General features: G+C 43.5%; 9 protein-coding genes and 1 pseudogene. 3 read left to right on the forward strand and 7 right to left on the reverse strand.

All coding sequences use genetic code 11. The features are described 5' to 3' along the window. Window positions 1–336: 336 nt before the first annotated feature. From V7K21_RS20305 to petB, 5 genes and pseudogenes are all read right to left on the reverse strand, one after another. Window positions 337–1,527: a glycosyltransferase gene (locus V7K21_RS20305; protein WP_335177055.1), complete on the reverse strand. Its 1,191-nt coding sequence runs from the start codon at window positions 1,525–1,527 to the stop codon at window positions 337–339. Between the two features lie 191 nt (window positions 1,528–1,718). Beyond that, window positions 1,719–2,242: pseudogene (locus tag V7K21_RS20310) on the reverse strand (GDP-mannose 4,6-dehydratase). A 627-nt stretch (window positions 2,243–2,869) separates the two neighbouring features. Then, a complete protein-coding gene (locus V7K21_RS20315) occupies window positions 2,870–3,313 on the reverse strand; it encodes an ATP-binding protein (protein WP_273768440.1) in 444 nt (147 codons plus the stop codon). Between the two features lie 663 nt (window positions 3,314–3,976). Then, on the reverse strand, window positions 3,977–4,459 hold the full coding sequence (gene petD, locus V7K21_RS20320) for a cytochrome b6-f complex subunit IV (protein ID WP_298918393.1): 483 nt from the start codon (window positions 4,457–4,459) through the stop codon (window positions 3,977–3,979). Between the two features lie 262 nt (window positions 4,460–4,721). After that, the gene (petB, locus tag V7K21_RS20325) at window positions 4,722–5,369 is read right to left on the reverse strand and encodes a cytochrome b6 (RefSeq protein WP_298918390.1); all 648 of its coding nucleotides are present in this window, start codon (window positions 5,367–5,369) and stop codon (window positions 4,722–4,724) included. Between the two features lie 545 nt (window positions 5,370–5,914). Between petB and ctpA the strand changes: the two genes are divergently transcribed. Beyond that, entirely contained in the window at window positions 5,915–7,159 is a 1,245-nt protein-coding gene (ctpA, locus tag V7K21_RS20330; RefSeq protein WP_335177057.1) for a carboxyl-terminal processing protease CtpA, read from the forward strand. A gap of 148 nt (window positions 7,160–7,307) precedes the next feature. Here the strand turns inward: ctpA and V7K21_RS20335 are convergent, their stop codons facing one another. Continuing rightward, window positions 7,308–11,930: an ATP-binding protein gene (locus tag V7K21_RS20335; RefSeq protein ID WP_335177058.1), complete on the reverse strand. Its 4,623-nt coding sequence runs from the start codon at window positions 11,928–11,930 to the stop codon at window positions 7,308–7,310. Window positions 11,931–12,602: 672 nt separating this feature from the next. On the opposite strand from V7K21_RS20335, the gene V7K21_RS20340 reads away from it, so the two are divergent. After that, complete coding sequence (locus V7K21_RS20340) at window positions 12,603–12,779, forward strand: hypothetical protein (protein WP_335177059.1); 177 nt, start codon at window positions 12,603–12,605, stop codon at window positions 12,777–12,779. A 7-nt stretch (window positions 12,780–12,786) separates the two neighbouring features. On the opposite strand, the gene V7K21_RS20345 is transcribed toward V7K21_RS20340, so the two are convergent. Next, entirely contained in the window at window positions 12,787–13,521 is a 735-nt protein-coding gene (locus tag V7K21_RS20345; protein WP_335177084.1) for an MBL fold metallo-hydrolase, read from the reverse strand. A 290-nt stretch (window positions 13,522–13,811) separates the two neighbouring features. Between V7K21_RS20345 and V7K21_RS20350 the strand changes: the two genes are divergently transcribed. After that, the gene (locus tag V7K21_RS20350) at window positions 13,812–15,332 is read left to right on the forward strand and encodes a site-2 protease family protein (protein ID WP_335177085.1); all 1,521 of its coding nucleotides are present in this window, start codon (window positions 13,812–13,814) and stop codon (window positions 15,330–15,332) included. Window positions 15,333–15,444 lie beyond the last annotated feature (112 nt).

Consider the following 15,444-nt stretch of genomic DNA (forward strand, 5'->3'; position numbering starts at 1 on the left):
CTTGATCTGGTGATGATTGTTGCGTCATGTTTCATATTCTACGACGCACTTACTTACTTTTTTCTCCCTGCCCCGGTTTTCTGAGCGGATACCAAAACTTGACCAAACTTTTTTAGAGCTAGTCATTCAACTAAAGAAAACTTTAGAGGGTCTGCTTCTTGTTTCAACCAAGGGAGTTAGCTCCTTCTTGTCCACAAGCGTAAATTCGGGTGTAGCCCACCCTACCTTTATCTTATTTTAACGAGTATTTTCTTGAAGCTTTTAGCCATTATTCATCCATTATTTTCAGCTTAGTTTTATTTTTCCTCCCTCTAGGATAGCGATTTTAGTCATAAGTCATTTGGACTTAAATGGATTTATTACTGAGGATAGAAGCATTTTTTGCAAGTGCTGTTGGAAGGCATCTATACCAAACAAAGCGATCGCTTGTTCTCGCAGCCACTCTCGATCACAGCGCTGGTCATCCCCTTGAAGCATTTCTATACAAGCCGCTACTACAGCATCAGGACTGCGGTGTGGTACTCGCCATCCCAGTTTACCATCTTGTAAGGGGTCAGCGGAGCCATCGTCGTCACCGGATAATACAGGTACTCCACAGGCCATTGCCTCTAGATAAACAATGCCAAAGCCTTCTTGGGAAGGCATAATGTAGGCATCAGCAAGGCGGTAATGTTCCATTAATTCTTCTGTAGCAACGAAACCAGCAAACACGACGCGATCGCTCACACCTAAATTTTTTGCAAGTTTAGCTAATCGCGGTTGGTCATCACCGCGACCAATTACCAAATATTTCACTTCTGGGAAAACCTGAGCGATTTGTGGTAATGCCCGAATCGTTACATCTACACCCTTGTAAATATCCCCTGACCATAACCGCGCGACTGTCATTAATACCTTAGCACCAGTTAAGCCATACTTCTGGACTAATTCTGGCTGCTTGCAACCAGGAGTAAATTTATCCCCATCAATTGCACAAGGCATCATCTCTACGATTTTGGGGTTTAGAGCATTAGCAAGACAAGCGCGATCACGGCTGTAGCGACTAATTGTCCAAATTCTATTTGCCGATGTCAAGGCGTGACGTTCTTGATTTTTCAGCGGTTCCCAGACTTCTTTGCCGTAAGTTAGTACGGTGTAAGGAATCCCCAAGGGCTGGCAAAGAGTTTGTACTAATACTGCTAAGTTAATATGACCGCAGAAAACTTGCTGCGGTCGGCTTTGCAATAGACACTTAAGTAAAGCTGCTGCCATTTGCAGTCTCCCCAAATAAGGAGACTGATTTTTAAAGTAATGAAATTTTAAGTTCTCGTCTTCAAACGGATTTAAGCTATCAGGACTATCTCGCAGCAAAAAGACTTCTGCCTTGTAGACTTGGCTAAATCTCAGATAGGCACGAAAAATATCTTTTATATATGATTGAATACCACCTTCGTGGGCAAAAATTTCTAAAAACACAAAGACATGGTTAGTCTTTTTGTTAACTTTATCACCTGACTTTCGGTTTTCTGTCACTGTAGTGATCTGCATGTTAGATTATTTACACTTGCAGTAAAGGCGCGATCGCACCGCTTTATAAGCGCTCTAAATCTGTTTTTACCATTTTTTCTAAAAGTTCTTCAAAGCTCACTTGGGGTTCCCAGCCGAGGTTTCTTTAGCTTTACTGCGGTTAGCTACTAAGTGAAAATGCTCTTCTTTTCGCAATAAACTGGTATTTTGGACTACATAATGCGTCCAATCCAATCCGACAACCGCTGTCTATGATGCACCATCGTCCAGTGAGCATGCATCTTGGCCGCAGCATAAGGATTTTTGGGACGAAAAGGAGTTTCCTCATCTTGAGGCGAAATAAATACATCGCCAAACATTTCCGAACTGCTGACTTGATAAACCTGGTAGACAAACCAACTTGTCGTACTGCTTCCAAAAGTCTGGTAGCCGTACCAGTTATCAGATCCAGGGTTGTCAACAGGTCGTTCCAAGAGTCGGGGACAAAACTGGGAACCGCCAAATTGTAAATTTCTTGGAGACACAGCTGTTGAACTGCGGTCAACACCGCCGCATTATCTCTCAAGTCAACCGTAAAAATTTCTACCTTATTTGCCAGTATTTCCAGTTTTGTCAAATTAGGTTGTCGATGCGGGGGTACTAATCCTACAACTCGGTAACCTCGGTTGAGGAGCAAATGGCTGAGATAGTAGCCATCTTGACGAGTTATTCCTGTAATTAGGGCTGTCTTAGTCATATGTCCCCTATCTCCTCTATCTCTATGAAGTACTAAATTGCACTTGTTAGAGAACAAGAATTAAGACTCTCAACACTGCTGACAAATCTTAACAAGGGAGCTAGTTTAACTCGAATGCTATCTTTACTGTATTCATTAATTATTTTTATACAACAATATTCTTTGAGGCTTTGCAAAAAAATCATAATCACTAAGCAATTTCACGTAAAAAACATATTACCTCAATTCACATCACATATTCTTGAAAAATAAGTAAACCTTTATCAATCAAATAACTACATATTTGAGCAAAGACTCATTCTGCTGATGCTTTTTTTGAAGTGAGTGGCTCAACTTAGGGCAAAATCCCCGTATCCCTACGTAGATATTTCTACCCACAACGGTCACCAGAGGGAGAAGTTCTGTTTGTCTTACTCCTAAGTATAATCAAGCTATGCGCAGCATTTCCAAGAGTTGACTAGTACAGGTCAGCGTCAGTTTGCCTACCTTAAACAAGGGATTTTGCCCCAAGTCTTGTCAATTGAGATGGTAGGTTGATTAACGCGCCCGATACTGGCACTCCTTACCCAAAACCGAAAATTGGCATCGGAAGTATTCTACCTTCCTTTAGGCTTAACTGCTTCACTTTTACTTTTGTGCTTCTACAGAATATTTGACGATCAAAAGGCAATTTCTACCATCTGCACCACGTTCGTATACAACACGGTCAGCCAACCGCCGCAGGAGAAACCATCCATATCCGCCTACTTGCAGAGTCCCTGGGGCTGGTTCTGCGATCGCATCAGGATTAAAAGGTTTTCCATAATCCCAAATTCTAATCTCTAGTCGGTCAATCCACAGATAAACCTTAATCTCAATCGTTGTTTCCGGGGGTAAAGCATGATGAGCGTGACGAACAGCGTTGGTAAAGCCTTCTGCTAATGCTAAATTAAGGCGATCAAGTTGGGTTTTTGACCAGCCAAGTTGAGATAAATGTTGCAGACAAAATTGCTCGAACCATTCTTGCACCTGGTTTAGGAGACTGAGTTCGCTCTTAACCGTCAGATGGTCTTGCTGCACTATACTAAGCATTAACTGTGACTTAAGTACAAGTAAACCCAAGTTGCTAGTTATTAAATTTTGCCAATAGCGCAAAATTTCTCTGATATAGAAAAATCTCAATTGAGATATAGATATTCTGTGTACCAAAATACAAAACATCAACTATTTTGGTGCTTCCAGGATTATAACTAGCAACTTACGTTAAGTAGTGAAAAATGTTTCTATTTGGTGACTTTTGGTGATTTTAGATTTTGGAATAGCTTTTCAATCAAAAATTGAAAATCCCAAATGCAAACTGGACTCTTAAAAAAGAATCTAGAACTCAGGAATCTTTTCATGAAGAATTTAGAACCGCCACTAAATTCTTTTGCACCAAATTTTCAATTTGGCGTGGGTTTCACCGTTTATTCAGGAGTCCTTCACTAGGCGTAGCAAGATCCCCGTAGGGGTACGATTGACGCTGCAAGACTCGAATAGGCTGCGCTCTCCCCCACACAACTTCCTACAACTTTAGTAATGTAAAAAGCAGTGGTTCCCCTTGGGTGATGACTCGTTGGCGCAGCCTTCCCAAGAGGTGAGATTGGGCTAATGAATTGTTTATTGTTAAAATTAACGCCTGTAAATTCATTTCAAAAGCACATCTGCATATGCTCTTGAAACTCACAGGCGTCAAAGCACTTTGTGGTGACTAATTTAGAATAGCCCCAAGGTCAAAGATTTATCCAATGGCAAGGCAGCACCAATACCCAGCCACAGGGTGACAAGGGTACCAAAGAGGAATACTGTGGTTGCAACTGGACGGCGGAAAGGGTTTTGGAACTTATTGACGTTCTCAATAAAGGGAACGAGGATTAGCCCCACTGGTACCGAACCCATTGCTAACACTCCTAAAAGTTTGTTAGGAAGCGATCGCAAAATTTGGAAGACTGGGTACAAGTACCACTCTGGCAAAATTTCCAATGGTGTGGCGAAAGGATTTGCTGGTTCACCGTTCATGGCGGGATCTAGCACAGCTAGAGCCACGATTGCAGCGAACGAACCCATGATCACGATTGGAAAGACGTAAAGTAGGTCATTAGGCCAAGCGGGTTCACCATAGTAGTTATGACCCATGCCTCTAGCGAGTTTGGCTCTTAACTGAGGATCGCTCAGGTCAGGTTTTTTTTGTGTTGACATTTTGAAATGTGCTCTCCTGCTTAAGTTAAATTAAAGCATTTATGAAAGCTATCAGCTACTAGGCAACCCTAACAGGCGGTAAACAGCGTCTCTGTTTGTCTATCTCTAGTCAGCCGCCTGGAGGGTTTCTACAGCTTTAGGCTTCAGATACAAATGTTTGTTTTTGGAACTTATGTGCAATTAATTTCTTGTGTTTCATAAGTTTAGAACAAACAACTTAATCTGAAAACTGAGAAATGTTACCTTTCGCTAATAGCTGAGATTACAAAGGACCGGAAATGCCTTGCTTGCGGATCATCAAGAAGTGAAACAGCATGAAGACTGCAATCAACCAAGGCAGCACAAAGGTGTGGGCGCTGTAGTAACGAGTTAGTGTTGCTTGACCAACACTCGAACCGCCGCGCAGCAGGTCGGAGATCAGAACGCCAACCACAGGAATTGCTTCTGGTACGCCGCTAACGATTTTCACAGCCCAGTAGCCAATCTGGTCCCAAGGTAAGGAGTAGCCTGTGACTCCAAAGGAAACTGTAATCACAGCCAGGATGACGCCACTTATCCAGGTCAGTTCGCGGGGCTTTTTGAAACCACCAGTCAGGTAAACCCGGAAGGTGTGCAAAATCATCATCAATACCATCATGCTGGCAGACCAGCGATGGATGGAGCGAATTAGCCAACCGAAGTTAACTTCATTCATGATGTACTCTACTGAAGAAAAAGCTTCAGCAACTGTTGGCCTGTAGTAGAACGTCATGGCAAATCCAGTGGCAAACTGGATGAGAAAGCAAACCAAGGTAATTCCACCAAAGCAGTAAAAGATATTGACGTGGGGAGGGACGTACTTGCTAGTGACGTCTTCGGCGAGTGCCTGAATTTCCAGGCGTTCCTCAAACCAGTCGTAAACATTGGCCATACAATCTCAAGTCCCTAAGAATCGGTTGCGGTTGATAAATCCCGAAGTTCTAAATCAGCGACCAAAGTTCCGATAGACCCAAGCCTCGGCATCCTGCGGATTCGCCTTTAGGCTTTCCTGTTCCCCATTGGCGATAGCGTCTTTGCTGAAATTGTCGTTACCGAGGAGTAGGGTAGCAGCATTGTCTATGGACTTCTCAGAAGCCGCCGCTTAGACTTCTCTCCCAATTAGCAATTTTGGGATTTTAGTAAAGGAGAGTTTTTTTGTTTGCTTGTCAGCTTTCAGCGTGCTAAGAGTCTTCAGAAACTTTACACTCTGTAAAGAAGGAATATATTGCGATCTCTTTACGGCCCTGCACAGAAAATGGTGGACACAAAGTAGATTTTATCCTTTGGTGAGTGAATACAACGCATCAGTTGAGTGAACAACTTGATGAGAGAAATGCACCACTTCTATAAAAAAAGTAACATAATCGAGAGATAGATTTCATCAACAACAGGGCAAGTGGGCATTTCTAGGCAATTTGGGTTGAGGTGGAATTGATAATGGGGTTCATGAACAAACAAGTCTTTCGGGTTGGATTTTCATTGTTAATGGCGTTTTGGCTAGCGTTTGCTACGCTCACCCAGCCAGTGATGGCTTTGACGACGGAACAAAAGTTGGTTTCCGAAGTTTGGCGAATTGTTAATCGCACTTATCTAGATGAGACGTTTAATCATCAAAACTGGGCGGCAGTCCGGCAGAAGGCTCTAGAGAAGCCGCTGTCGGACTCAAATGCCAGTTATGCGGCAATTGGGAGGATGCTCCAGAGCCTCGATGATCCTTTTACCCGCTTTTTAGATCCGGAACAGTACCGCAGCTTACAGGTCAATACTTCTGGTGAACTGACTGGGGTAGGATTACAAATTGCCCTAAATGCTAAGACTGGGAAGTTGGAAGTAGTGGCTCCCATAGCAGGTTCACCAGCAGATAAAGCGGGGATTAGACCACGCGATCGCATTCTCAAAATTGAAGGCACCTCCACAGAAAATCTCACCCTTGATGAAGCTGCAACTAAGATGCGTGGGCCGAGTGGCAGCCTTGTTACTCTCCTGATCGAACGGGATGGAGAGGCAGAAATAGAAATTAGGCTAACACGCGATCGCATTGCTCTTAACCCTGTGGTTTCCGAATTGCGTGTTTCCACTAAGGGGACGCCCATTGGCTACCTTCGCCTCACTCAATTCAATGCCAACGCCTCAACGGAATTGGCACACGCTATTTCTAGTCTAGAAAAAAAAGGCGCTGCTGCCTACATTCTCGATTTGCGAAATAATCCTGGGGGGCTATTGCAATCAGGAATTGAAATCGCCCGTCTGTGGTTAGACTCTGGCACTATTGTCTACACTGTTAACCGACAAGGCATTCAAGGTAGTTTTGAAGCGTCTGGATCAGCCCTGACAAACGATCCTCTTGTTATTTTGGTAAATCAAGGAAGTGCCAGTGCTAGTGAGATTCTCGCCGGCGCACTGCAAGATAACCGTCGTGCTCAGTTGGTAGGTGAAACCACCTTTGGCAAGGGACTAATTCAATCCTTATTTGAATTGTCAGATGGCTCGGGCTTGGCAGTCACAATTGCTAAGTACGAAACTCCTCAACACCGGGATATTAATAAACTAGGTATTAAGCCAGATAAAGTGATTTTCCAAGATCCTATTAACCGCGAACAGATTGGCACCCCAGAGGATTTGCAATATCAAGCAGCGGTGGAACTTTTGGTTAAAAATTCGGTGGTGGCGGGAAAGACTTAAAAAGCTAGAAGTAAGCCAATTCTATCCCTAAAGGGAGGGACTTTGTAGTAGCCCTAAACTATCTATTCTATATTGAGAGAACAACATCGAAGAACTGTCAAATGCCAAAGCGCGCTGCCACGATTCAGGGAGGCTCTGCCTCCTAGTATTATGTTAACTGTTGAGCAGAGTTCTGGGAATTTCGATAAAGTTGGGCATTTTGCAGAGAAATTGCAGCTTGAGCGCAAAGTAAGTTGAGCAGTTCGACGCGATCGCTGGTAAATGCTCCAGTTGCTAAATTGTTTTCTAAGTACAACACGCCCAACAACTTACCTTGATCCAAAATCGGGCTACACAAGACACTCTTGGGCTGCTGTTGCTGAATGTAGGGGTCATTGATTAATTGTGGATGCACCGTGGCATCAATAATCACTGCCGATTGTAAGCTACGTTTGACGGTATTAATTAAGCTAACTGGCAGATCAACAGAGTCTTCAACAGGCTCTGGGTTGAGCAACATTGGGTAAAAATTGATGTGGATAATTCCCTTGTTCTGTAGAAAGGAAAGCTGTGCTGACGCCTGAATCAGTAAACGACCTGACTCCAAAAGCATGAACACACACTTATCAGCTCCCGCATTTTCAATGACAATATGCAGCAATACTGAGAGCAGTTTTTCGAGTTCGATTTCGCCAGAAAGGGTTTGGGAAGCTTTGAGAATGGTAGCTAAATCCAAAGCAACAGAGAGGCTGCTACTACTAGAAGTGGCAGAACTGGTAGAGGTGACACTTTCTAATGTAAAGATAGTTTCGTTGGTTGAGAGGGGAGAACGGGTTTGCTGGAGGATGGGGGCGAGTAATTGGGGATAGCGTTTTTCTAGGTCGGCGACTTTGGCTTTAGCACCCCAGCGAGCATAGCCATAGTAGGCTTGAGTCATATAGTCTTGAGCAATCCGTTTTTTGCCCCAGTTGAAGTAAAATTTGGCGGCTAGTTCATTGGCAAGTGCTTCTTCTTGGATGTAACCTTGTTCTTTGGCTCCTTTGATGGCGCGATCGTAATAGTCTATTGCTTCTGCCCAATTGCCTAAGACCCGATATCGCTCGGCTTCCACCAAATCAAATTTGTGTTGAAAATTCATCGGTGCATGGGCTGCCCAGTAGTTGAGTTTTTCTTGGTTGGCAGCGATGCATTCCTTTATCTGATGCTGTTCTGGGGCTGAGAGTTGCCCAAACCATGCTAGTTGAGCTAAAGACTCATAGAAATGAAAGATGGGTACATAAAAAAAAGCAAGGATAGCATCTAAATACTGTCTTGCCTGCCCAGCCTGTTCTACGGCTTGTTCAAACTCTGAAAACAGATAGGACACAACTAGTTTGTTAATCCACAGCAATGCTAATCCGGTGCGATCGCCCGTTGCTTGATGTAATGGAAGTTGATGCTGTTCATTGTAGGCTGCACCGCTTAACACCACAACGTCATCCGCATCCCCGATTAAATTCAGCAGAATTTGTCGAATCAACTGGGAATAGGTCAGAGTTAGATTTTGCTTGAGGTGCTTGAGCGCTTCACAATATTCGGCAATTTCCGACTCTAGTTGCATTAGGTTCTGCCCTGTAAAATAAGAGTAAAACCCGTAGTTATACGCAGAGTAACCAGCGAAAGCCAGATCGCCCACGTCTAAACAACTACAATAGGCAATTTGTAAGGGGTGTAATGTCTCACGCAGGTGCATTTTCCAATGCCTTGTGTACATACAGACTAATAATAAAGTTTTCCCCTTCAATTCTGAATTTTGATAACGTGATAGCAGATTCAAGGCTAACTGACCAAATTCATAACCTAGTTCAACCTTTCCCAACACACCACACATCAATATCCCATAAGAGGCATAGCTAAAGGTCGAGGTTGATTCATTGCCATACACGACGGACAGATAAACCTTTTTTAAAATCACCAGTAAATACAGCAGTGGCTGAAACAGATAAGCGCAGGGTGCTATCGATGTCAAAATTCGAGCCGCCGCCAGGATGTTCGCATCCATTGCTTCGCTGAGGTTGAGTAACTCGGCAGGTAACCGTTCTTTAATCACATCTGAAACGTTACTAAAGGCATCCGCCACGTCGTCCTGGGTAGGCGCTGCGGGCAGTTTTACTCCCAATTGCTTTAAGATGGCAAGGGCTATTGCGATCGCTTGGGCAAACTGACCTTGAGCAGTTAATGCCTCAATCTTCACCTCATAAATGCTGATTTGATCTAATGGAGTTTTGGCGTGGTTTAGAACAAGGCTAGCGAAGCCTGCCATCTGCTCTAAGTCACCGCCCAGATAGGCGGCTTCTGTAGCCACTTGATGGAGTGCTAGGGTCAACTCATACTGATGCTGCCAACTGTTTTGGGCGAGTAACCCAATGCCCACCTGGGCATATTTGTAGGCAGCAGTATAGGCGATCGCTGCTTTTGCCTTGCGGCTTGCCATCAGGTTGAACTGGGCGAGGGCTTGACGTTCTGCAGATTGGGCTAATTCAGCTGCAACGTTGAGATGACTGAGGATTTCAAAAATGCGTTCTTCCCGGTTACTTTCGGGGGTGTTACTCAGAAGTAACTGTCCAATCTTTAGGTGAACAAGTTGTTTTTCATCCGTGGGAATCAGGGAGTATGCCGCTTGCTGGACGTGATCGTGCAAGAATTTGTAAACACAGGTGTCAACCTTCTGTACTGATGTTTCGACTGGGGGAACTAATGGCTCGGTTTGATAAAACCTGTAAACCTCATTGGTTGGAATGACAAATCCTTCTTGCAATGCTTTCCACAAGTCCAAAGCGGTTTCTGTCTGCGACTTCTGAGAAACGATCGCCAGCGTTGCTAAATCAAACTGATTGCCAATACAGGCTGCCAGTTTAAGTATCGCTTGCGTTTGGGTGGGCAACTTTTGCAGTTGAATTGCCATGAACTCAACGACATTATCCGTTAGGGCAAGTGATGTCTCTGGACTCGCCGCTGCGCCTCTGGGCACAAGTGCCAGATCAAACTGCCACAAACCTGTATGCCAATCAAAGGTAATTCCTCCTTCCTCATGTAATACCTTGAGAAACTGGGTTGTAAAAAAGGGATTCCCTTTGGCTTTTTGATAAACTAATCCAGTTAACGGCAGGGCAACTTCTGTTGAACAACTCAATGTATCGGCAATCAAACGATTCACATCTGTCTGACTCAAAGGAGCTAATGTAATGGTGCTGACCGTGGCTCCCTTCTCAATCTCTTGCAGGGTAAGCATCAACGAATGACCCGCAAATACTTCGTTATCGCGGTATGCGCCAATAATTAACAGATAACCCCTCAGAGTTTCACCCATCAACAGCCTGATCAAATTCAGGGATGCTGAATCTGCCCACTGTAAATCGTCGAGGAACAACACCAACGGATGCTCTATTGTGGTGAACAGCTGAATTAACTTGACAAACAGCAAATTGAAGCGGTTCTGTGCAGCATTACCTGATAATTCTGGTACAGGCGGTTGCTTGCCAATAATTTGTTCTAATTCTGGAATCACTTCAATCATCACCTGTCCACTCTCAGACATTGCAGACAGAATTTTGTTTCGCCACTGCTCCAATTGAGCATCGCTTTGACTGAGCAACTGTGCTATCAAGTCGCGGAAAGCTTGCACAAAGGCAGACAGGGGAATGTTGCGATTGAACTGGTCATACTTCCCTTTGATGAAGTACCCATTCCACCGGACGATGGGCTTATGCACTTCATTTACCACGGCAGTTTTGCCAATGCCGGAGAAACCTGCTACCAGGATCAATTCTGATGCACCATTAGCAACCCGCCCAAATACCTCCAGCAAGGTTTTTACTTCCGCTTCCCGTCCGTAGAGTTCTTCTCTGATCAGAAAGCGATCGCTATTATCGTGCTGTCCTAAATCAAACCAACTATGTTTGCCTGTTTCCCACCATTGTTCTAAGCAGGTCACTAAGTCATATTTTAGTCCCAGCGCACTCTGGTAGCGGTCTTCGGCGTTCTTCGCCATCAACTTGCAGATGATCTCTCCCAGCATCAAGGGTATTTCGGAGTTGAGATTACAGATAGAGTCAGGCTGTTTGGCGATATGGCAATGCACCAACTCCATCGCCTCGTGGGACTCAAAGGGCAGTTCTCCACTCAGTAGTTCAAAGAAAGTCACACCTAATGAATAGAAGTCGCTGCGGTAGTCAATGCTCCGGTTCATCCGTCCAGTTTGCTCTGGCGACATATATGGCAGTGTTCCCTCCAGTCCGTTGGGACTTTGGATCTCTTGGGTTTCTCTTGGTAAAAGTGAGGCAATACTGAAGTCAATCAGCTTAATTTCTCTGGTGTCAGGATGAATCAGGATGTGGGCTGGCTTGATGTCTTTGTGAATGACGTGCTGTTGATGTAACTCGTGTAAAGTGTCTATCAGTTGCAGCGCAATCGGGAGGAATTCCTTTAAAGTCAGTGATCGTCCTTGGCTAAATTCCCGTAAGGAAATGCCACCAAAGTCTTCCATGACTAAGGCGTAGCCGTTTTCGTAGAGTTCCAAGCTGTAGGGTTTAATGATGCTAGGAATATCTAGGTTTTTGGCGATCGCATATTGGTTACTAAACTGTACTAATTCGTTAAAACTGGGGTATTCTCGTTTTAAGAGCTTGATGATGACTAGTTGGCGATCGCATTCTCGTATTGCCCGATACACTTGAGTGCGAGAACTTGAATAAAGCCGCTCTTCGATTTGGTAGCCAGCGATCCTTACACTTCCATCAAGTTTTGCGCTCATAAATTTTTACGAGAATTCCCTGGACTAAAGTTAGAATTCCCCAGAGAACATCTTTTTTAACTTAAATTTTACACCAGTATCAATAACCGTCATAGTTTAAAAACCTATGGTTAATATTGCATTCCTCTTTAGAGTAGTCTTTTCAAGGTAACTCCTAAAATCTATTTATTTCTCTAATATCTCTGTGTTTAGTGCAGCTTAAAAGTAATTTATTCAAATACAGAATCACACTAAATACAGAGTGAAGAGATTAAAGAGGAATTTTTTGACCAAAATTTTGACTTACCTTGAAAGAGCTAGTACAGCACAGCGGAAATAAGCCACTCATTCCAAATCAACGAAACGCTTACGCTTTATTCATTTTGACTTTTGACCTTTCGACTCCCTTCGCTACGAGAGGCTGCGCCAACGGCTCCGCTCAGGGCAAGACGCTCAGGCTCAAAACTGAGCGTGAGCGTAGCGTCTCGTAGAGAAGCCGAAGCCTTGACTTTTGACTTTTGCTTTGCGGTATTAGTCCTAACCAATTATCTATGAAGTTGCATAGAACAAGGGGATTTGACCCAAGTCTTACCAAGTCTGATTTTGTGCAGTTTCACAAAGAATTGGTATAAGTCCTATAAGTTAACAAACGTTGGAAAATTTGTATTGGGATTGAGAACTTAGGATAAGTTTTTGATACTCGTTAACGAATCTTTGAACTCCGTTAACGAGTTTTTGATACTCGTGAACAAGTCTTTGATACTCGTTAACGAGTTTTTGAACTCCGTTAACGAGTCTTTGATACTCGTGAACGAGTCTTTGATACTCATGAACGAGTCTTTGAACTCCGTTAACGAGTCTTTAAGCTAGATAAATGTTAAATTAAGGGCTGTATCCGCAGCAAATGTGGTAAATCTAGAGAGGCGAGGTGTTGATAAGCTTGATCGATGACACGCTTGCCTCTAAGAAAGCCTGTATTAGCTCCGGGACAAATGTACCTGAGAGTTTCTGGTGTAAAATCTTCTAATAATAACCGAAGACTGTTAATTTGTCGGGGCCAATGAAAGGTTTTTGCTGTCCGTAATGGTACTGCTTCACCCTTCTGATTAGGAACTAAATGACGCCCTGAAAACAATATACCTCCAAGCTCACTGTAGTATAGGCAAGATGAGCCGGGAGAATGGCCTAGTGTCCAAATAACTTGGACTACTGCATCAAGAGCAAATTCCTGCCTAAAGGTAGTTACGGTTAAGCCTGGTAATAAATAAGCTTCTTGTTCTTGAATCAGGACTTCGCAGCCAAAGGTTTGCTGAATTTCAGCCGTCTTGCCAATAGCACCTCGATGGGTGACAAATAACCAACGTACGCCTCCATGCGATCGCAAAAAATCTTGATTTGTTTGATCTAAAGCAGGGCAGTCTATGAGGATATTGCCTTCATTTCTTACAATAAAATAAGACGTTCCCCCTAATGTGTCCCGATTGGGTGCAAAAGCAAAAATACTCTCCTGTGCGAAGTCCGATTGTAGAGAACTTCCGCTAGGAACTTTGTCAGGGAATACAGGCCGTGGTGGTTTAGTTGTATGACTTGGCACTTGAGGTAAAGGGCAGATGATAAAAGAGCCGAAACTGAGGAGTTGTAGACAATCTGCTTACAATGTAAAAATTCTCAAGAATTGAAACTTAAGCGTTTATCTAGTACAGCACAACGTAAATTCAGCTACCATCTCAGATTAACTAGATTTGAGGCAAACCCTTGTTAAAGGTAGGCAAACTGACGCTACAGTGTACTAACACTGTTAACCGTTCGTAAATAAAATTGGGATTTGAGGTCTGCCTTGTAGTTAATGCTATGGTGCTGAAGCTACTGGTGGGGCGTTTTGTCAAAATTACTGAAGATAACATGGCATTTTGGTTTCTGTTTATCCTCTTACTGGGGCTAGCTACTTATCTAATGGTGCAGCATAGTGTCGCTCACATCACCCGGACGCCAGTATGGTTGTTGTGGCTGGTTTTAATGACACCAGCATTTCTGTTGAGTGGATGGACGCTGGTGTACGGGGCGAAACAATCTCCGCCACCGGCGCTTATCATCTCGTCGTTATTTGTCTGCACATTGTTGTACTGGATGTTGTTTCAATGGGGGCGTGGAGTGCCAACAGATACACAAACCCAAACCCAAGCCCAAGCCTCAGAATCACAGCCGACTATCCAGCCTACCGCAGAACCAGTAGTGCGTCCTATTGAGCTAAAGGAAGAAACCCAACTGCGAAATTGTTTTCCTTGGTCTGTATACTACGTTCAAAATATTGAGTATCGACCACAAGCGGTGATTTGCCGGGGTCAGTTGCGAACTCAAGCCAGCAACGCCTACCAGCAGATTAAAATTAATATTGAAGCACAATTTGGCGATCGCTTCCTGCTGATTTTTCAAGAAGGTGTCAATGGCAAACCTTTCTTTGTGCTGGTTCCCAACACTCAAGCTGCTAAAGACAGAAATACACCACGACGCGACCAGGAACGGTTAACTCGACCAGGATTAGCACTTTTACTACTAGTAGCTACTTTCCTAACTACTACCTTGGTGGGAATCCAAAATGCTGGTGTTTCTCTTCCGCCTCTATGGGAAATTAGTTCTTTGTTCAAAGTTCTATTTAACCCAGATGTCATATTTAAAGGATTACCCTATGCTTTAGCGTTAATGACTATTTTGGGTATTCACGAACTTGGGCATTATTTGACAGCTAAATTCTACAAGATTCGCTCGACGTTGCCTTACTTTATTCCCATACCTTTCTTCTTGGGAACTTTTGGTGCATTTATTCAGATGCGTAGTCCCATTCCCAACCGCAAAGCTTTATTTGACATTAGTATCGCTGGCCCAATTGCAGGCTTTATCGCGACTTTACCATTACTAATATGGGGCTTGGCTCATTCTGACGTGGTTTCCCTGACTGAAGAAACCCGACTTTTGAATCCTCATGCCCTTAATCCCAAATATTCCATTTTATTAGCGCTACTCTCAAAGTTTGCCTTGGGTAGTCAGTTAACAGAAAAATCCGCTCTTGACCTACATCCAGTTGCAGTAGCTGGTCTTCTGGGACTAATTGTCACAGCCTTAAATTTAATGCCTGTGGGACAATTAGATGGAGGTCACATTGTCCATGCGATGTTTGGCCAACGAACTGCGATCGTAATTGGTCAAATTGCTCGCCTGCTGTTGCTATTACTTTCTTTAGTTCAGAAAGAATTGTTGCTGTGGGCGATTATCTTATTATTTATGCCGTTGATTGATGAACCTGCACTGAATGATGTTACTGAATTGGATAATGGACGTGATATTTGGGGATTACTGGCAATGGCTTTATTGATTGTAATTGTTTTGCCACTACCGCAGGCGATCGCTAACTTTTTGCAAATTTAAAAAGGATCAAGGCAAAAAAAGAAATATATCTGAATTTTTTCCAAACTATGGTATTAACCACAGTTTGATATTTTGTGATTGAAATTATATCCAATATTAAATAATAGCCCTC

The organism is Nostoc sp., assembly GCF_036919595.1.
Taxonomy (GTDB): Bacteria; Cyanobacteriota; Cyanobacteriia; order Cyanobacteriales; family Nostocaceae; genus Nostoc.

Coding starts and splice junctions, on each gene's coding strand:
- petB (WP_298918390.1), bottom strand. CDS start 5,369: ATGGCCAATGTTTACGACTGGTTTGAGGAACGCCTGGAAATTCAGGCA.
- V7K21_RS20350 (WP_335177085.1), top strand. CDS start 13,812: ATGGCATTTTGGTTTCTGTTTATCCTCTTACTGGGGCTAGCTACTTAT.
- petD (WP_298918393.1), bottom strand. CDS start 4,459: ATGTCAACACAAAAAAAACCTGACCTGAGCGATCCTCAGTTAAGAGCC.
- V7K21_RS20305 (WP_335177055.1), bottom strand. CDS start 1,527: ATGCAGATCACTACAGTGACAGAAAACCGAAAGTCAGGTGATAAAGTT.
- V7K21_RS20335 (WP_335177058.1), bottom strand. CDS start 11,930: ATGAGCGCAAAACTTGATGGAAGTGTAAGGATCGCTGGCTACCAAATC.
- ctpA (WP_335177057.1), top strand. CDS start 5,915: ATGGGGTTCATGAACAAACAAGTCTTTCGGGTTGGATTTTCATTGTTA.
- V7K21_RS20315 (WP_273768440.1), bottom strand. CDS start 3,313: ATGCTTAGTATAGTGCAGCAAGACCATCTGACGGTTAAGAGCGAACTC.